Genomic DNA, 17,979 nt, shown 5'->3' with positions numbered 1-17,979 from the left:
AGATCACCTTGAGAGCCATCGGTCGTCCGCCCACGACTCTGACGAATAGTATTCGCTTCGTCCAACCGACTCGCAATAGCCCATTCATTTACAGATATGCGACAATGTCCGGCAAGAAATAACACCGGGTGACGGCGGCCGAAGCAGCGAATATAACGGGGTTCGCCGCTGGCGGCAGGCCGCAGGTTTGCCGGGCCAGCGCCGTGACATCGAGACAAGCCGCGGCGTCCAGTGAGGGATCACCTTGCCGGCGCAAAACAACCCAGAGGCTCGGATGCAAAGCGTTTTGATCACCGGCGGTGCCGGCTTCATCGGCCAGAACCTGGTTCACGCATGGCGCGCCGCGCGGCCGGCCGACCGGCTGGTCATCGTCGATGCTATGACCTATGCCGCCAATCTGCGAAGTCTCGAACCGCTGATCGCCAACCGCAGCATCCTGTTCGTCAAGGGCGACATCGGGGATGCTGCGCTGATGCGGCGGCTGTTCGAGGAGCACAAATTCACCCGCGTCGCCCATCTTGCCGCGGAGTCGCATGTCGATCGCTCGATCGCCGATCCCGAAGCATTCCTGCAAACCAACGTGCTCGGAACCTTCACGCTGCTCAGGGCCGCGCTCGACGCGTGGCGTTCGGCCGGAACGCTCGACCGCAGCCGCTTTCTCCATGTCTCGACCGACGAGGTCTATGGCTCGCTGCAATTGACCGACCCCGCGTTTTCGGAATCCTCGCCGTACCGCCCCAATTCGCCTTACGCCGCGAGCAAGGCGGCGAGCGACCATCTGGTGCGCGCCTATGTCGAGACCTACCGGCTGCCGGCGCTGATCACCAACTGCTCGAACAATTACGGTTCCTATCAGCATCCGGAAAAACTGATCCCGCTGATGATCATCCATGCGCTGGAGGGCAAGCCGCTGCCGATCTACGGCGATGGCTCCAACGTCCGCGACTGGCTGCACGTATCCGATCATTGCGCGGCGCTGATGGCCGTGATCGAGCGCGGTCGCATCGGAGAGACCTACAATGTCGGCGGCGGCAACGAGCGCAACAACCGGGAGGTCGTCGGCCTGATCTGCGACACGCTCGACCGCGCGTTTGCCACCGATGCCAGTCTGGCGTCGCGGTTTCCGTCCTGTCCCGCGGCTTCGGGAAATTCCTGCCGCTCGCTGATCAGCTTCGTGACGGACCGGCCCGGCCACGACCACCGCTATGCCATCGATGCCGCTAAACTGGCCGGCGAGCTCGGCAACCGATGCAGCGTCGATTTCGATGACGGCCTCGGCCAGACCGTGCAATGGTATCTCGACCATGAGGACTGGTGGCGCGAGGTGACCAGCGGCGCCTACAAGACGTGGATCGACAAGAATTACGGCTTCAGGATCGCGATCTAGACAGTCATGCGCATCCTCGTCCTCAACGCGGACTATCCGCGCTTTCTGGCTTGGCTCTATCAGAGCCACCCCGGGCTTGAAAACGCTTCCTATGCCGCGCAGATGGCAGCGCGAAATGCCAGCCTGTTCGGCGTCGCCGACTTCTATTCCAGGAATTTCAGCGCGTCAGGCCACCCCGCGGCGGAGATTCACGTCAACAATTCATGGCTGCAGTCGGCCTGGGCGCGCGAGCATGGCCTGCCGGTGGCAATTGCGCCACCGGGCGCAGACGCGCCGCGGGCGCTTCCCGGATGGCTGCAGCGCGCCGTGACGCCGTTCAAGCCGCTGCTGCGGCCGCTGGCGCGGAAAATCGGTCTTAGCCCGCGGCTCGATACCCAGGCCGAGACTATCCTGCTCGCCCAGATCGAGGACTTTCGGCCCGACCTGATCATCAACCAGGACACCTTCCATGTGAACGCCAGCCTGATGCGGCGTATCAAGGGCATCGGCAATCCGATCCTGATCGGCATGGTCGGAATCGAGCCATCCCGCGGCGAGGATTGGCCGGTCTACGACCTGATGATGTCGCAGCTCTCCACCACCGTGAATTTCTTTCGAAACCTCGGGGTGCGCGCCGAAGTGAATCACCTCGCCTTCGAACCCGCCATCCTCGACGCCTTGCCGGCCGCGCCGGAGCCCGATTTGGATGTTTCATTCGTCGGCACGGTGTCGCCGGATCACCGGCAGCGCATCGCGTTGCTGGAGGCCGTCGCCGAACGCTACGATCTCAAATTATTCGGAAGCCGGCCGCAGGCGCTTGCCGCCAGTTCGCGGCTGCACCGCTGCTTCCAGGGCGAGGTCTGGGGCGCCGACATGTATCAGGTGCTGCGCCGTTCCCGCGTGACGCTCAATTCGCATATCGACCTTGCCGGCCGGGAGGCCGGAAACATGCGGCTGTTCGAAGCCACCGGCGTCGGGGCTTTTCTGCTGACAGACTTCAAGGACAATCTCCACACGCTGTTCGAGCCAGCGCGCGAAGTCGCGGTGTGGGGCTCGACCGGCGACTGCCTGGCGGGCATCGCGCGCGCCCTCGCTGACGAAGGCAGTCGCGCGGCGATCGCGCACGCCGGCCAGGCGAGGACCATGCAGCAGCACACCTACGGCCATCGCACCCGGGAGATCCTGGAATTCGCCGAACAGGCGCGGGCCCGGCGATGAAGCTTCCCCGCATCGTCAGAAAAGTTGCCAAGGCCGTGATCCAGTCGACGCCGATCCTGCGGCGTCAGATCCTGTTCTCGACCGACTACCGGGTGCTCGGCGGCGTGGATGAAGCGCAAACTGCCGCGGCATCGTCGGACGGATGGCTTGCCGGGCGCACGGTCGCCCGGCAGCAACGCGCCTATGACAGCCTGATCGCCACGATGAAGCGCGGCGAGCCGCGGCTCGATCTCAGGGTCGCGGCCGAAGCCGTCGCGGCGACAGCGATCCCGCATCCCCGGTTGCTCGAGGTCGGCTGCGGCAGCGGCTATTATTCCGAGGTGTTCGCCACCCTGCTTCCGGGCGGCGTCGATTACACCGGCATCGATTATTCCGGTGCCATGATCGAGCGCGCCCGCCTCCGCTACCCGCTGATGACGTTCGAGGTCGCCGACGCGACCAGGCTGCCTTACGCCGACCGCGCGTTCGACATCGTCTTCAACGGCGTCTCGCTGATGCACATCATCGACTATCAGGCCGCGATCCGCGAGGCCGCGCGGGTCGCGGCGCGCTACTGCATCTTTCACACCGTGCCGGTGTTCCACGATCATCAGACGACGTTCCTGAGCAAATATGCCTATGGCGCGCCGGTCGTCGAAGTCGTATTCGGCAAGCAGGAACTGATGGAAATGTGCCGGGGCGCCGGGTTACGCCTCGAACGCGAATGGCCGGGCATTCCATACAACGTCCATGAGGCGACAGGCCATCATTCGACGACGGAAACCTATCTCTTCGCTACCCTGTAGAAGCCGGCTGCCGGTTCATGTCCATCACTACAGCGGCATGAGAATCGTCTTGACGAACGGATTGAGCACGTTGTCCGTCAAGGCGAGTTCCTTGATCTGACTGAGGCTGGCCCAGTAGAACATCTTCATGTCGGTCTCGATCACACCTTCGTCGTCAAGAAACACGACGACGTTCTCATTGGATTTTTTCCAGAACCGGCCACCCTCCTCATTATGGTTCGCCCGGTAAACGGTGCGGACACCGGCCTCGGCGAACACGACTTCGAGCATCGGAGGCCGCCTTCCGGTATGCGCGCGCCTGATGTTCGACCACGTGCTTTGAACCGTCGGGCCAAGCTGCAGAGTGTCGATGTTTCCACACTCGGCTATTGCCTGCAGCAGGAATTCAACCCCCTGGTCGGTTTCCCGCGCGACCATCGCGAGAACGCCGCCGTCAAGCTGCGTCATGATCGGCTGATCCCATGTCGCAACCTCGCGCACGCCACTGCTTTCGACCCGCGCCCCCTCGATGCGAAAAAATTGACCGCTCCGGTGCTGCACATTGCCCTGCTCGTCGCGAGACCAGTCGCGAACCTGATCAAGTCCGATCAATTCGGACTTGAACCGGATCGAACTGCGGTGCGCCTCGCGCCAGGCCAAAATCGGCGCCGGATCCTTCGGTTCGATTGCCCGGGAGGCGGCAAGCCGTTCACGAAACCAGTTCAGATGCGTACGTTCGGCCATCAGATCACGCCCTTCAGGACATCAATCACCGTATCGACTTCCTCGTCCTTCAGCAGCGGATACATCGGCAGCGAGAAAATTCGCTGCGCCTTGCGTTCGGCTACCGGGAACTGCCCTTCGCGGTATCCGAGGTCGGCAGAGCCGCGCATGATATGGATCGGCCAGCGGTAGGAAACGTTGCAATTGATGCCGGCCCCGGCCAGACGCTCCAGCACGCCATCGCGGTCGGTCGGATGCTCAACCACATAAACATAATAAGTGTGCCGGCTGTGCGCGTTCTCGCGCGGCAGCACGATGCCGGTCCCGGCAAGTGCCTGATTATAACGCGCGGCAATCGCCCGCCGGCGGTCGATCCAGCCATCGATCCTCGGGAGCTTGAGCGACAGAATTGCCGCCTGCACCTCGTCCAGACGGGAATTGTAACCATGCCGTTCGGAATAATAGACGGTTTCCATGCCGTAGAAACGCAAGCTGCGCGCAAGCTTGATGACCGCCTCGTCATCGCTCATCACCATGCCGCCGTCGCCATAGGCACCGAGGACCTTGGTCGGATAAAACGAGAAAGACGAAGCGTCGCCGACGCTTCCGGACTGGTGGTCCTTGTAGAGCGCGCCTTGCGACTGCGCGCAATCCTCCATCACCTTGAGCCCATGCCGGCGGGCAATCGCCATGAGCGGATCCAGATCCACGCATTGACCATAGAGATGGACCGGAATGATCGCCGTGGTGCGGGGCGTAATCGCCGCCTCGACCTGCTCCACGTCCATCAGGAAATCGTCGTCACGCACGTCAACAAAGACCGGCCTTGCGCCGAGGGTGCGGATCGCCGAAACCGTCGGCACCGCGGTATTGGGCACCGTGATGACTTCATCGCCGGCTTTCACGCCCAATGCGGCGAGCGCGATATAGATGGCGTCAGTCCCGCTGTTCACCCCGACGCCGGCGGCAACGCCGAGATAGGCGGCCATCTCGCGCTCGAATTTGACGCCCTCCTGTCCCAGCACCAGCCGCCCGGAACGGAATACCCGATCCACCGTTGCGAGAATCTCGTCGCGCAGTTCGTCGTATTCCCGCAGATAGTCCCAAACGTTGATCGGCATCGTCATCTCACAAGGGTTGGCGGGTCAGCGAGCGCCGCGGCGATCCGGGCCCGGCATTCAGCGTCAGCCAGCAGATCGCGATGCAGCGGCTCGTGATCATCCGCCGCGATCGCGCGTGTCGCCGCATCCAGGAAACGCGCGAAGGTATCGGCAGCCTCGAAGGTCACTACGGTCTCGACGTTGCGGACATGCTGGCGCCATTCCATCCGGTGATCGGCCGGCGGGCTGAACACGCGCTCTATCATCACAGAGCCTGAACGCGCCACAATGAGCAAGCGATTTTGATACTCGCCCTCGAAGCTGAAGTGACCGGAAAAGATGCCGCCGTTCGCCAGCCGCGCCTGGACCGAAAAGCCCATGTCGACGCCGGTCTCGGGATGGCGGGTGCCCGCCAATGCCGTGACATGCGACGGCAAACCGCCGCCGAGTATCCGCATCAAGCCGGCGGCATAAGGACTCATATCCAGCAGGCAGCCGCCGCCGAATTCCGTGTGGTTGCGAAAGTTGGCGGCCGGCAATGGTGGAATGATGAACTGGGCATCGACGTGCGTGAGCGGACCCTGCACGGCGAGAAAACCCCGCAACGCTTCGAAATGCGGATGATAGTCAAACACGGTGGCTTCCGCGAGCATACGGCCACTGAGCCGGGCTTGCTTTACGCCGCGTTCGCACGCTTCCCTCGTGGTCATCGCCGGCTTGTCGACGAGGACGTGCTTGCCGGAGGCAAGCGCCGCCAGGACCCAATGTTCATGCATTGCGTTCGGCAGCGAAACGTAGACGATATCGGCCTGGCTTTCGCGCAGCGCCAAATCGTAATCGGCAAAAAAATGTCCGCGCTTCGGCCATCCCTCGTTCGGCTCCGCCCGACTCTTGCTCGCGATCGACACCTCGCTGATCGCCGCTGTCTGCGCTGCCGCGCGTATCACGCGCCGTTGCGCGATTGAGGAATAGCCGAGGATCAACAAGCGCATCGGAATCTCGCAGACAGCGAAGTAAAACTAAGACGCAATAGTGGCCCGCGACGATATCGACGCAGGCAATCGGCGTCGCCCTCTCCGTCCTAGTATGCTGTGCCGCGAAAGACAAGAAAAGCACGACCCGTAGCGATATCCAGCAATTGCAACACGCGGACGCCGACATTTCGCACCTTACTCGTGAGGTACTGCCTGATATCGACGATGGCCGACCGGCGGTGCGGCCTGGCGTCAGGGAGCTGCAAAACCGGTTTGATAGCTTTTTCGATCGCCAGCAGCTCACGCACATAGGGCCTGTAAATATGGTCGCGCACAATTTTCGAGAAAGGTGCGCGGTGAACGCGATGGCTGTTGAAGATGAACCAGCCCCATCCCTTTTTCACGCCCTGAAAATGGAAAAATATCAGTGGCACGATCGCATCGATCACAACTCGATGGTCACGAAAATCGATCCGGTAATTTCCGATATTCCAGGGCGCCAGATTGGCGCCGACGTTATCGATGACTTTAACGCGTGCGAAAAGGCGTGAAAAGGAATCGAGGTAGCCCTGATCGGCAAAGCGATCGCCGTCGACGTAGTCATGGCACCATTCGATGCATTTTTCCCGCCACCAGCTGATGACGGCAGTGCCCTCCGAATCGTTGCGGGCGCCTACCCACCCGACATTGTAGGTCCCAAACTTTCGAAGCCTTGCGAGCTTCGACGAGAATCGGTGGGGAATGATGGCGACGGCCGCGTCCTTCAGTTCGCCGTAGATCTTCTCGGGTGACTCGAAGAAATACAGATCACCATCGAGGTACGTCACCCACTCGGCGCCGGCTTCGCGCGCCAACACAAAGAGCATCCAGGCGGGCGTGCACGTGAAGTAGTATTCAATCGTGCTGCGGTGGGCACGGGTTGCCGCGACCCCGGCATCGGCGGCTTCAAAATCCGCGAGCCGCACGGCAATCATGTCCGGCAGATCGAGCGCGACAAGGGTCCGGTAACATTCCTCGCTGAGGCAAAGCACCCAGAGACGCGACCCGGGCGCATGGCGCTGCATCGAATGATAGAGCGCAAGTCCGCGCGACAGGTAGTTGTGGTCGAAGTAGGTGCAATAGACGTGATTTGCCATATTCGTGTTCAGCCGGCAGCGCCGACGGCGTTCAGGAAAGCGCTGTACTCCCGGATGTCATCCGCCGGATCATAGGGCTGCGAGGCGAACACGAGCAGCGCGGCGTCGGCGCTGTATTGCCAATGCTCGCACCAGATCATGTTGGGAATGTAGATACCGACATTGGGTTGGTCCAACCGGGTTTCAAACCGCGACTTTCCATCATCGACCGAGAGACGAATTTGGCCCTGTGCGCAGATCAGGAGTTGGTGGCATTTCTTGTGCGCATGTTCTCCACGCGTCGCGCCGGACGGCACGCCCGAGACGATGAAATACCGTTGCGGGCGGAATGGAAATTCCTTTTCGAACTCGCCAACCGCCAGGTTTCCCCGCGGATCCCTCACCCAGGGAAAACGATAACGAACGACGCCGGGCACGTTGGTGGGCGCGGTATGAACGTTGGTTTCGCCGAGTCTGGACTCCGCCATGATCGACCCTCGCTCCGACATTCTCACCTCGCCATTAGCCGTTTGCGGCGCCGATAATCACCCGGCGCGCCGGACTGACAAGCTCTTAAGCCCTTGATACAGGCGAGGGAATGCCACCCATTTCCACGAGAGGCAAGGCCTGACTGGAGCAGACCCGGCGGCCGGCGCTGCTAGCGCGGGATGGCGGCCGACAGCCTGTCGCGCAGTGTCCGGCTCGCCAATGGCGACGCCAGCAAGGCAACAACGATCAGCCAGAGCGTGCATTCGAATGCAAACCGCGTCAGCCCGGCCCCGGGCGCAAACGACCGGATGACTATCCCCAATCCCCATCCACCCAGCGTAACGACCATCATCAGCAAAGCCAGAAAGGCGACGTGCCGAACCGGCCTCTGCAGCGTCTGCTTGAGGACAACGACTGCCAGCAATCCGAACTGAACCAGCACATCGCTTGCGACAATCGCGATGGCGGTTCCCAGCGGACCCATCGGCGGCGTCAGCACGACCGCCAGGATAAGGAAAGCCGCCAGCTGCAAGCCCTTGGTTCGCGCCAGCAGTTCACCGCGGTTGCTGTAATTGGCCAACCCCAGCGCCAGGATCGAAGGCGCGATGACGCCGGTGCCGATCAGCAGCGTGATCGTCAGCACGGGATCGTAGGGAATCGACCCATGGGTCCACAGCGCGAAGAAATCCGGCCAGAACGGCAGCAGCCCGGAAATGACGACACTCGCCAGCAGCGTCACGAACACCGATCCCCTGGCATACAAATGTTGCAGCCGTTCCTTGTCGCCGACCGCATGATCGTGACCGAGTTCAGCGGCGAGCGGCAGCGTCGCCTGGGTGCACAGCGCCCGCAGCAGCCCGGCCACGACACGAGTCAGGCCCCATTGGGCGACGGCGACGCGGTCGACGACCAGGGCGCTGACCAGCAGCACCGGCAGATTCAGCAGCGCGATCTCGGTGCCACCTGCGATGGCGAACGGAGATGCCCGGCGAAACTGGCCGGCGATCCAGCGCCAGGACAATCGCACGCGCACGCGTACCTCGCGCAGGAACGGAAACAGCCGACGCGCATCGATCGCCACGACATAGATCTGGACCAGGAGCTGGGTGGCCACAAAGGCAATGGTGACGGCCAGCAGGCTTCCCGTCGTTATCACGGCAACGAGTTGCGCCAGCTGCGCAATCAGCATCCCCGCGCACTGCAGCCACACCGCGCGGCCATAGAAGCCACGCGCGCGATACAGCCCCGATGCCAGATTGGAAGGCAACACCAGCAGCGTGCCGACGATCATGACGATGAAGGCCTCATCGAAGTCCGGCGTCGCCTTGAATCCCAGCAGATCCGAAGGACGCAAGAACTGCGCTCCGGCCAGCACAACCACGATCAGCAGACCTGCCAGGACGAAATAGATTCGCAGCATCGCGGCATAGTAGCGGGCGGTGCGGCCATTGCTGTCGACGGTCGACCTGAACGAGAAGAATCTGTTGAGCGTGCGGAATTGAAGGCCGGCATCCGCGACCAGAATGAGATTGCCCGCCGCATAGATCGCGAGCCACGCCGCGAGCACGTCGCTGGTCCAAAAATGCAGGAACACCGGGATCAGCGCGACCTGCTGAGTAACCCCGAGCCCTAACTGAACAAGATTCGCGGACCAGCCTCCAACCAGCCTTCGCGCGCGGCCCGAAACGCTCACCAAGGCCTCCCTTATCGTCGCGTCCACCAGCGGAACCTGGATCAAGGCCACAATCTCTGATCCGTCGCAAGCATGCCCCGGGGGCGCCGGTGGGCAGCGGTTAATTCAGATGGGTCGGCAGGGAGGCTGTGGAGGGCCCCGACTGATGTCAGAGCCCGTCGTGCTCGCCGTTCTTCGGTGTCGAGCGGGGCACAAAGGGCGCGGATGCATCGATCGGGCCGGCGCCGATCGCCGTAGGCGCCGGCAGGGCGGGCGGCCCTTCCCCGCTCTTGATCCCGAGAATTTCAGTGCGGTCGGCCTTCTTCAGCGTCACTTCCCGCGCCTGCACCGAGTCCAGCACCCAGCCGGCATGGCTGTCGCCCTGCCGCAGGCGGACAATTTTCTGGTTGGAACGGTCGAAGAAAACCGCAATGGCGTCACTGTCGCCGACGACAGCGCCGATCAGCGCCAGCGGCTGGCGTTCCTCCGCCGCCTTCTGCGGAGCGGGAGCGTTGGACTGCTCCTCGAACGGCGCCACCACCGCGCTCTGCGCCGGGCGCCGGGAGGCCGAGAAAATCGGACGTTCCTGGGTAGCCGTCAGCGCCGAAAGCGGCACTGACCACAACGGGTTTCCGCTCGGCAGGGGTTTGCCGCGCTCCCGGGCCGCCAGCGGCTTTACGCTGCCCATATCCACGGCATCGCGAGCATCGGTCGCGTCATTGGAGAGGATATCCACCGTCGACGAGGTCGCCGCGTGCGGCGCCGGTATCAGCGCGAGCAACAGCAGCCCACCGGGCAGCAGTGCCAGACCGAGATTTTTGGACCACCTGACCATGTCAGTCCTGCTGCCGGACGCCGGGCCGCAAAAGCAGACGCGGCGCCGGATGGCCTTCAACCTATCCGCATCGCGCGCGCCCATCAACCTGATGCGAATCGAGGCCATCATGTCGGGTTGGGGAGCTCCTGCGAGGGTCAAAAAGGCCGTGGCTTCTGGGAACTTGCGAGCCGATTTCGGCTCCCGAATGTTGCCCAATGGCAACGCTCCGAAAATACCGAACGGGACAGGCACGGTCTGGCGGCAAGAGCGGCAAGGGTTCGTTGCATGCCTCCTTGAACGCGTGGGAATGTGGTGGAATTCGCGGTCGCAGGGAACTTGTTCGAGGATTGGCCGGAAGCCTGGCCAATTCCCGAAATCTCGCGATCAGCGGATCACAAGAATCGAAGGCGCCATGGCTGGTACGACAATCCGCTCGATTAACACCGGACACCGGCCGCGATCGGGTCTGAGGCATTCCCTGGCGATACTGCTCGCGACCTCGGCGCTCGGAGTCGTGTCGGCGCATGCGGTCGATGGCACCTGGCTGGGTAATTCCGGCACCCCTACCGAATGGTTCGATCCCGCCAACTGGACCTCCAATCCGGACCTGCCGGATGGCACCGCCACCTTCACCAACAATGGCGCCTCGGCGACGGTCGACGTTAACGGTCTCGTCAATATCGGCGCCGCCAGCTTCACTGGCACCGCGCCGGCCTACACTATCAACATCAACGATTTGTTCCTTTTCAACGGCACCGGCGTCACCAACAACAGCGCCGCCACGCAGACGTTCAATATTTTTTCATCGCTGAACTTCCAGAACAACAGTTCGGCCAGCGCCGGACCCGGGCTGGTCACCTACAACAACAGCGGCAGCATCTCGTTTCAGGACACCAGCACGGCCGGCGCCGCCACCTTCACCAACAACGGCAGCCTGGAGTTCAACGGGACCAGCACGGCAGCGACCGCGACGATCACCAACAACGCCGTGGTCAATTTCCAGGATGCGAGTACGGCAGGCTCCGCAGGCATCACCAACAACGCATCGGGCACCATCGCGTTCAACACCACCAGCACGGCCGGCACATCCACCATCGGCAATGACGGAACGATACAGTTCCTCAATTCGAGTTCGGCCGGCAGCGCCAATATCACCAATGCCCTCGGCGCGACCCTCGATTTCTTCAATTCGTCCAGCGCCGGAAGCGCAACGATCAACAATGCTGTCGGCGGCGTCGTCACGTTCCACGACACCAGCACGGCGGGCACCGCCAGCTTCATCAACAACGGCTCCCTGATATTCGCGAACAGTAATACCATCACCGCCAGCGGCCTGATCAGCGGCGGCGGAACACTGTCTATCGCCGGTCCAGGCACGCTGATCCTGTCGAATACCAACCTCTATACCGGCGCGACCACAGTGAATGGCGGCGCGCTGATCGTCGATGGCTCGACGGCCCTGTCCTCGCTCACCACCGTGAACGCCGGGGGCACGCTCGGCGGCAGCGGCATCGTCGGTAACGCCGCGATTATCGGTGGCACGCTGGCGCCCGGCAGCGCCGGCGGCAGCGCATTCGGTCCGCTGACCGTGCAGGGTGACCTCTCGTTCACGGCGGCTTCGACCTACATGATCCAGATTTCGCCTGCCAATGCCGGCCGCACCAACGTATCGGGCGTTGCGACCCTCGGCGGCGCCACGGTGAACGCGACGTTCCAGCCCGGCAGCTATGTCGACCGGCAGTATGTCATCGTCAACGCCACCGGCGGCGTCGGCGGAACGTTCAATCCGGCCGTCACCTCCAACACGGCGAACATCCAATCGACCCTCAGCTACGACGCCAACAATGCGTTTTTGAACATCGAGCTGATTTTCGCGACGCCGCCGGGGGGCAGCCTCAACGCCAACCAGCAGAACGTCGCCAATGCGCTGACCGGCTTCTTCAACCGCACCGGCGGTATTCCGATCGAGTTTGCCGCGCTCGATGCCGCGGGCCTGACGATCGCCTCGGGCGAGCTCGGCACCGGCATCATCCAGTCCGCGATCAGGGCGGACGATCTGTTCCTCAACTTGCTGCTCGACCCCGCGGTTGCCGGCCGCGCCGGCGGTTTTGCAACCGGCGGCGGCGCCTCGCCATTCGCCGACGAAGAGGCGCTGGCCTATGGCGCGAAGCGCCGGGCGACGCCCGGCGAGCGCGCCGCCTATGCAATGGCGAAGAAGGCGCCGGGCCTGCTGGCGGCGCAATCTGCCAATCGCTGGAGCGTCTGGGGCGCCGCCTATGGCGGTTCCGCCACCACCGGCGGCAACACCAGCGTCGGATCGCAGGACACCACGTCGCGCGTCTATGGCGTCGTGGGCGGCGCGGACTACAAGGTCACGCCGAACACCCTGCTCGGCTTCGCGCTCGCCGGCGGCGGCACCAATTATTCGCTGGCCAATGCCATGGGCCGCGGTTCATCCGACCTGTTCCAGGCCGGCACCTTCGGCCGGCACAGTTTCGGCCCGGCCTACATTTCGGCGGCGCTGGCCTATGGCTGGCACGACGTCACCACCAACCGCACGGTGGCGCTGGCCGGCGTCGACCAGTTGCAGGGCCGTTTCAGGGCCGAGACCTTTTCGGCCCGGTTCGAGGGCGGCTATCGCTTCGCGACGCCTTTCATCGGCATCACGCCCTACGCCGCGGCGCAGGCGATCAGCTTCAATCTGCCGGGCTATGCCGAGCAGTCGCTGGTCGGCAACGGCCAGTTCGCGCTGAACTACGCCTCGCAGACCACGACCGCGACCCGCACCGAACTCGGCCTGCGCGGCGATAAATCAATCGCGATGCGGGACGCGGTGCTGACGCTGCGCGGCCGCGCCGCCTGGGCTCATGACTACAATCCCGACCGCGCAGTGACCGCCGAGTTCCAGTCGCTGCCGGGTGCGAACTTCGTGGTGAACGGCGCCCGCGGCAATCCCGATGCGGCGCTGGTCAGCGCCGGCGCCGAGATGAAGTGGCTGAGCGGATTCTCGCTGATGGCGACGTTCGAGGGCGAATTCTCCGGCAATGTCGCGAGCTATGCCGGCAAGGGCGTCGCCAGATACACGTGGTGAGATCGCGCGCCGTTTCTCTCCCCTCCTCCCGCGAACCACTCCCCGCCACCCGCAAATAGCGCGTGGAGGGAGGAGGCAATAGCATCCTCGTATTCTACTTGCCGCCCTGCCATTGGCCGGAAATGCCGAGCACGACCCTGATCCGCCCCGTGCCGCCTTCAGCCAGCGCCGTGGCCTGCGGCACCTGGACGTCGAGCTGATCGATGAACAGGAACGGCATGCCGACCTCGAGATCGTAGAGCAGCTTCTGCAAGGCAGGCTGCTCCATCTCGCAACTGACCACCAGGCCGACGAAACCGTCCTTGGCCTGGGTGCCCAGCACGTCGACCTGCGACGACTGGATGGTGCCGCCGACATTGCCGACCGCGGTGGCGACCCGCTGCAGCAGCGTCGCGCCGGCCACCGTCACCGTCGGCCCCTCCAGAAACGGCGTGCCCGGACGCTGCGCCGAAGACGCGCCGCCGCTGCGCTGCTTGCGGCCCTGCAACTGGTCGAGCAGGTCGGCGGTCTGCGCCAGCGCCCGCTGCTGGCTGACGATGTCGGCGATCGCGAAGCCGGCGGTGGCGAGCAGTCCGCCGACGACGGCGACATAGAGCACCACTGCTATCAGCGGCGAATGCGTCAGCGTGCGCGTGATGGTCTGGCCTGCGGTCATGGGTTGGTATTCTTCGGCTGGATCCGCGTCTCGATATGGAAACGTTCACCTGGATCGGAGGCCAGGCGGGTGGTCGGAGCATAGAAGGTGGCACGGGTGAAGTGCCCGGATTGCTCGATCAGCGAGATCAGCGACGGCGCATCGCGGGTGATGCCGACGATCTGCAACTTTGTGCCGGCCAGATGCAGTTCGGTGACGAAAGTGTGGTCGGGCAGAACCTGGCTCAGCGCTTCGAGCACGATCACGCTGGCCGGCGTCTCATGCTTGCGCCGCTCCAGCACTGCGATCGGGGAGCGGTCGCCGCCGTCGCCGCCGGCGCGAATGGCGGCGCGACGCGCTGAAATCTGCCGCGCCAGCACGCTCTCCTGCGTGGCAAGATTGTCGGATATATAGGCCGCGACCGCAAGCGAGACCAGCGAAGCCGCGGCGACGCCGCCGAGCACGAGCAGCAACACGCGGCTGAGGCGCGCGGCGTCGAGATGGCCGCGGGCCTTCTGCTCGAAAACCTTGACGCGGCCGGCATTGCGTTCGGCGACGTCGGTGCAAACTGCGATGGCGGCGGGATGGAAACCCGACACCGCCTGCACATACCCCATCGCCACCTTGCGGGTGGTCGCCGCGATCACCGTGGTGATGCTCTCGGGGCCGCTCTCGGTCGGAGCGCTGCAGCCGAACACCGCCTCGCTGGCGCTCCACGGCGTCAGCCGGTCGATCTGCGCGCGCACGATGCCGTCGAGAAAGTCCGCCGCCCGCGCCGGCAGTTCTAGCGGGCGGAACAGGAAACGCCTGGGCTGCAGCACGATCTCGACCCGGCTGCCCCGAAACAGCGGCGCAAGGTTGGGCGCCGACAGCGTTCCATCGGCAAAGCCGATGCGCGCCGGCGCATTGTCGGATTTCGCCGCCGCCTCTACCGTGAATCCGCCATCGTCGTCCTCGACCAGCCGGACCACGCGCGGCGATACCACGCGGTCGAAGCCTGCAATGATCGCGGCAGCCACGCTGCCGGTCCAGGCATTGAGGATCGCGCCGATGGTTTGGAACAGCTTCATCTCGGGGAGGCCCTTTGCGGCGCCGTGCTGCCATCGGAGGCATTGCGCCACGACAATACACGATAAGGCTCGTTGCCGCTGTCGAGAAGCAGGATCACGACCTCCGCCCCGCTCCGCCGCCCATTGCCAAGTTCGACGCCGACCGTGATCCGGTAAGCCCGGGCGCCGGCCAGGGTCGCGCCCTCGCCCCCGGCGATGGCCAGCAGCGACCGCGGATCCAGCGCCGGGTCGCCGCGCTGCGCCAGCACCGCCTGCAGGTTTTCCGGTGTCATGCCCGGCAGCGCCGCCACCACCTGGGGTGCGGCGTCGAGAATATTCACCGAAGGCAGATTGCTGAACACGGTGACGAAGGGCAGCATCTTTTCGACAACCAGCGGCGGAATTCCGCGCACCAGCCACAGCTCCTCCGCCGCCGGAAAAGGCGCGTGGCGCGGCACATAGGCCGAGCCCATGGTGCGATAGAACGAATTCTCCGGATCGTCGTCGCCGGCCTCGGTCGCCGCGCGCCAGGCCAGGATCCGGTCGGCATAGCTTGCAGCATTGGTTTCGCTGGCGCCGAGCCCGACGATCAGCCTGGCAAGCAGCCCCTTCGGCGCCGCATTGAGGTCGATGCGCGCGGCCTCGGAGCGGAACGTCACGGACACCTGGCCCGTGCCGACCCTTGCATTGAAGGTTCCGCTGGTCGGACGGACGGCTTCACTGACATCCACCAGCCGATACGCCGCCAGTTCGACCCCGGCGCTCACCATCGCCTCGCTCTGGATCCGGTCGGTGCTTCCGGCCACCACCACGGCGGTGTTGGTGACATAGGTCAGATAGATCAGGACCAGCGCCGAAAGGGCCGCCAGAATCCAGAGCACCGCGACGACGATAAAGCCGCGCGCGTCTCCCGGATGGTCTGATAATCTGAGTTTCATGCCCATGCCGGTCGGTTCAGCCCGTCAGAGCTGCTCCTCCTTCTTTTGAGCATCCGGTTTCAATCGCGCGTTCAGGCATGCCACGGCATTCTTTGCCCGCGCGCATTCCGCCGGCGCACTGACGTGAACGATGGTCGCGGTGGATACCCTCAGCACCTGGCCGGTCCCGCCGTCGCGCACTGCGATGCGAATTTTTTCGGGAAGCTGCATCTGGCCGCGCCAGGTCGGCTGCCAGACCTGGTCGGGGCCCGCATAGGAAAACGTGATGCGAAACGGCGCGCGGACCAGCACGACCTGATCGGCGAACCTGATCTGCGCGTCGGTCGGCATCGGCGCAAACGGTGTGCGCTCGCGAACCATCGCGAGGCCCTGGCTATCGGCCTTCTCGATCAGCCTGACGATTTCGAGGCCGGGCCGCGCATTGGGACCGACGGCGGTTCGCACGAAGGTCACCGCCAGCTCCGAGCCTTCGAACAGCGGCGCCCTGGCATCGCCGTTGAGCGAAATCATCTCGGCGACCGACAGATCCGCCGCGATGCGGTCGAGACCCATCGCGAGCCGCTCGGCACGCTGGACCCGCGCCATTCCCCGGTTCCAGTTCGGCAGCCACTGCGCCGTCACCGTCGCCAGGGCGGCGAGGATGATCGTCATCAGCAACGTCGCCATCAAGACTTCGATCAGGGTGAAGCCCGCTTCACCTGTTGGCCGGCGGCGGCGAAGCGCGATCATTCGGCGGCCCTTGGCACCAGCCGCACGGTGGTGATCTGGATCGCCGGACCGCCCGGCGCCTGCATCCGCATGTTGACGGCCAGCGGAACGAAACGCCTGGCCTGCGACGCGCCGCTGCTGTCGGGCACATTCATCGGCGCGACATCGATCCGCCAGCGATGGCCGGCCAGTTCGCCGGACTGCCGGCCGGGCTTCAGCAGATCGCGCGCCGGGAGGGCTGCGAGCAGCGTCTCGGCGCCCCCGGCCAGCGCCAGCCGCTGGTCGATCGAGCGCGTCCCCTTCACCGTGGTGGCAATCACGGCGCCGATCGAGGAGAGCACCGCGGCGATGATCGCCAGCGCCACCAAGGCCTCGATCAGGGTGAATCCGGCGATACCGCTAGAGGATCTTCTGCGGGACAATATCGACGCCTCCCGTCAGCCAGTTGACGCGAACCTCGAAGCCCATCCCCGGACGCGCCAGCGCCAGCACGCCGCCGCACGACATGCCCGAGGGAAAGAAGTCGATCGAGCGGCCGGCGCTGCGATCCGCGCACCGCGATGCCAGCATCGCATCCAGCGAAACATCGTCGGGCAAGCGGATGATGGCGCCGGTCGCGCCGGAGCGGATCGATCGCCCCGCCGCATCGACCAGCGTCGTCACCTGGACTTGCCGGCGCAGCGCCGCGTTGCGGTCCGCCTTCAGCAGCGCCGCGGTCTGCACCGCATAGCTCTCGAGCTTGGCCCGCGTGGTCGCACGCGGGATCGCCGGCAGGATGATGGCCGCGAGCAGGCCGATGATGGCGAGCACGCACAGCATCTCGATCAGCGCGAAACCCTGTTCGCGATGGCCGTGCTCAGCGCGCGCCGCTGGCAATGTCGGTTGCCGTTCCACTGCCGCCTTCTTGCCCGTCGGATCCGAGGGAAATGATTTCGTACGGCGACCGCTCGCCGGGCGAACGATAGACATAGCTATGGCCCCACGGATCGTTGGGAACCACGCCGCCGCGCAAATACGGCCCGTTCCAGCCCGCCGCGTTATTGCTGCGCGTCAATGCGGCAAGGCCTTCGCTGGAATTCGGATAGCGTCCGAGATCGAGATAATAGAGATCGAGCGCACTGGAAAAGCTCTCGATCTGGATCTTGGCGGCCTTGGCCTTGGATTCGCCGAGATAGTTCAGCACCCGCGGCCCGACCAGCGCCATGATCAGCCCGATGATGGTGATGACCACGAGAATTTCGACCAGCGTGAAACCGGCCTGCCCGCGCCGCGACCGCCTTCTCGCCGCGCTGATTGTTGGACTTCGACGCACCGCCATCTC

18 protein-coding genes are annotated in these 17,979 nt (G+C 64.2%); 4 read left to right on the top strand and 14 right to left on the bottom strand.

The genetic code is table 11. From position 1 onward, the window contains the following. The first annotated feature begins 274 nt into the window (after window positions 1-274). Genes rfbB through Q8N40_RS04310 form a run of 3 tightly spaced genes read left to right on the top strand, consistent with a single transcriptional unit; the run spans window position 275 to window position 3,369 of the window. A complete protein-coding gene (gene rfbB / locus Q8N40_RS04320) occupies window positions 275-1,387 on the top strand; it encodes a dTDP-glucose 4,6-dehydratase (protein WP_305710926.1) in 1,113 nt (370 codons plus the stop codon). A 6-nt stretch (window positions 1,388-1,393) separates the two neighbouring features. Next, entirely contained in the window at window positions 1,394-2,584 is a 1,191-nt protein-coding gene (locus Q8N40_RS04315) for a glycosyltransferase (protein WP_305710925.1), read from the top strand. Next, the gene (locus tag Q8N40_RS04310; protein ID WP_305710924.1) at window positions 2,581-3,369 is read left to right on the top strand and encodes a class I SAM-dependent methyltransferase; all 789 of its coding nucleotides are present in this window, start codon (window positions 2,581-2,583) and stop codon (window positions 3,367-3,369) included. Before Q8N40_RS04315 ends, Q8N40_RS04310 begins: the two co-directional genes overlap by 4 nt. 27 nt (window positions 3,370-3,396) lie before the next feature. Here Q8N40_RS04310 and Q8N40_RS04305 read toward each other — a convergent pair whose 3' ends face one another. From Q8N40_RS04305 to Q8N40_RS04275, 7 genes are all read right to left on the bottom strand, one after another. Beyond that, entirely contained in the window at window positions 3,397-4,092 is a 696-nt protein-coding gene (locus tag Q8N40_RS04305; protein ID WP_305319544.1) for an NDP-hexose 2,3-dehydratase family protein, read from the bottom strand. Beyond that, window positions 4,092-5,192 (bottom strand): DegT/DnrJ/EryC1/StrS aminotransferase family protein, encoded by a 1,101-nt coding sequence (locus tag Q8N40_RS04300; RefSeq protein ID WP_305710923.1) that lies wholly within the window; start codon window positions 5,190-5,192, stop codon window positions 4,092-4,094. Before Q8N40_RS04300 ends, Q8N40_RS04305 begins: the two co-directional genes overlap by 1 nt. Window positions 5,193-5,194: 2 nt before the next feature. After that, window positions 5,195-6,163: a Gfo/Idh/MocA family protein gene (locus Q8N40_RS04295; protein WP_305710922.1), complete on the bottom strand. Its 969-nt coding sequence runs from the start codon at window positions 6,161-6,163 to the stop codon at window positions 5,195-5,197. Between the two features lie 89 nt (window positions 6,164-6,252). Continuing rightward, window positions 6,253-7,281 (bottom strand): hypothetical protein, encoded by a 1,029-nt coding sequence (locus Q8N40_RS04290; protein WP_305319541.1) that lies wholly within the window; start codon window positions 7,279-7,281, stop codon window positions 6,253-6,255. A gap of 8 nt (window positions 7,282-7,289) precedes the next feature. Continuing rightward, entirely contained in the window at window positions 7,290-7,697 is a 408-nt protein-coding gene (locus tag Q8N40_RS04285) for an FdtA/QdtA family cupin domain-containing protein (RefSeq protein WP_305319540.1), read from the bottom strand. Window positions 7,698-7,918: 221 nt separating this feature from the next. Next, window positions 7,919-9,442, bottom strand: coding sequence for a lipopolysaccharide biosynthesis protein (locus tag Q8N40_RS04280; RefSeq protein WP_305710921.1), 1,524 nt, complete (start codon window positions 9,440-9,442; stop codon window positions 7,919-7,921). 148 nt (window positions 9,443-9,590) lie between these two features. Continuing rightward, window positions 9,591-10,340 carry a hypothetical protein gene (locus tag Q8N40_RS04275; RefSeq protein ID WP_305710920.1) on the bottom strand — a complete coding sequence of 250 codons (750 nt, stop codon included), beginning with the start codon at window positions 10,338-10,340 and terminating at the stop codon, window positions 9,591-9,593. A 310-nt stretch (window positions 10,341-10,650) separates the two neighbouring features. Here Q8N40_RS04275 and Q8N40_RS04270 point away from each other — a divergent pair, with 310 nt between their 5' ends. After that, window positions 10,651-13,329 carry an autotransporter domain-containing protein gene (locus Q8N40_RS04270; protein WP_305710919.1) on the top strand — a complete coding sequence of 893 codons (2,679 nt, stop codon included), beginning with the start codon at window positions 10,651-10,653 and terminating at the stop codon, window positions 13,327-13,329. Window positions 13,330-13,423: 94 nt separating this feature from the next. On the opposite strand, the gene gspM is transcribed toward Q8N40_RS04270, so the two are convergent. Genes gspM through gspG form a run of 7 tightly spaced genes read right to left on the bottom strand, consistent with a single transcriptional unit; the run spans window position 13,424 to window position 17,970 of the window. Next, entirely contained in the window at window positions 13,424-13,984 is a 561-nt protein-coding gene (gene gspM, locus Q8N40_RS04265) for a type II secretion system protein GspM (RefSeq protein WP_305710918.1), read from the bottom strand. After that, entirely contained in the window at window positions 13,981-15,033 is a 1,053-nt protein-coding gene (locus Q8N40_RS04260; RefSeq protein WP_305319535.1) for a PilN domain-containing protein, read from the bottom strand. Before Q8N40_RS04260 ends, gspM begins: the two co-directional genes overlap by 4 nt. Beyond that, entirely contained in the window at window positions 15,030-15,950 is a 921-nt protein-coding gene (locus Q8N40_RS04255) for a general secretion pathway protein GspK (RefSeq protein ID WP_305319534.1), read from the bottom strand. Before Q8N40_RS04255 ends, Q8N40_RS04260 begins: the two co-directional genes overlap by 4 nt. Before the next feature lie 24 nt (window positions 15,951-15,974). Then, window positions 15,975-16,679 carry a type II secretion system protein J gene (locus Q8N40_RS04250; RefSeq protein ID WP_305319533.1) on the bottom strand — a complete coding sequence of 235 codons (705 nt, stop codon included), beginning with the start codon at window positions 16,677-16,679 and terminating at the stop codon, window positions 15,975-15,977. Beyond that, window positions 16,676-17,080, bottom strand: coding sequence for a prepilin-type N-terminal cleavage/methylation domain-containing protein (locus Q8N40_RS04245; protein ID WP_305710917.1), 405 nt, complete (start codon window positions 17,078-17,080; stop codon window positions 16,676-16,678). Before Q8N40_RS04245 ends, Q8N40_RS04250 begins: the two co-directional genes overlap by 4 nt. After that, window positions 17,058-17,552 carry a prepilin-type N-terminal cleavage/methylation domain-containing protein gene (locus Q8N40_RS04240; protein WP_305319531.1) on the bottom strand — a complete coding sequence of 165 codons (495 nt, stop codon included), beginning with the start codon at window positions 17,550-17,552 and terminating at the stop codon, window positions 17,058-17,060. Before Q8N40_RS04240 ends, Q8N40_RS04245 begins: the two co-directional genes overlap by 23 nt. Then, complete coding sequence (gene gspG, locus Q8N40_RS04235) at window positions 17,515-17,970, bottom strand: type II secretion system major pseudopilin GspG (RefSeq protein ID WP_370870829.1); 456 nt, start codon at window positions 17,968-17,970, stop codon at window positions 17,515-17,517. Before gspG ends, Q8N40_RS04240 begins: the two co-directional genes overlap by 38 nt. Window positions 17,971-17,979: the final 9 nt, after the last annotated feature.

The sequence above is a fragment of the Bradyrhizobium sp. genome (assembly GCF_030693485.1).
Lineage (GTDB): Bacteria > Pseudomonadota > Alphaproteobacteria > Rhizobiales > Xanthobacteraceae > Bradyrhizobium.
The sequence above is the reverse complement of the archived record's forward strand: the minus strand, read 5'-3'. Positions and strand labels throughout refer to the sequence as shown.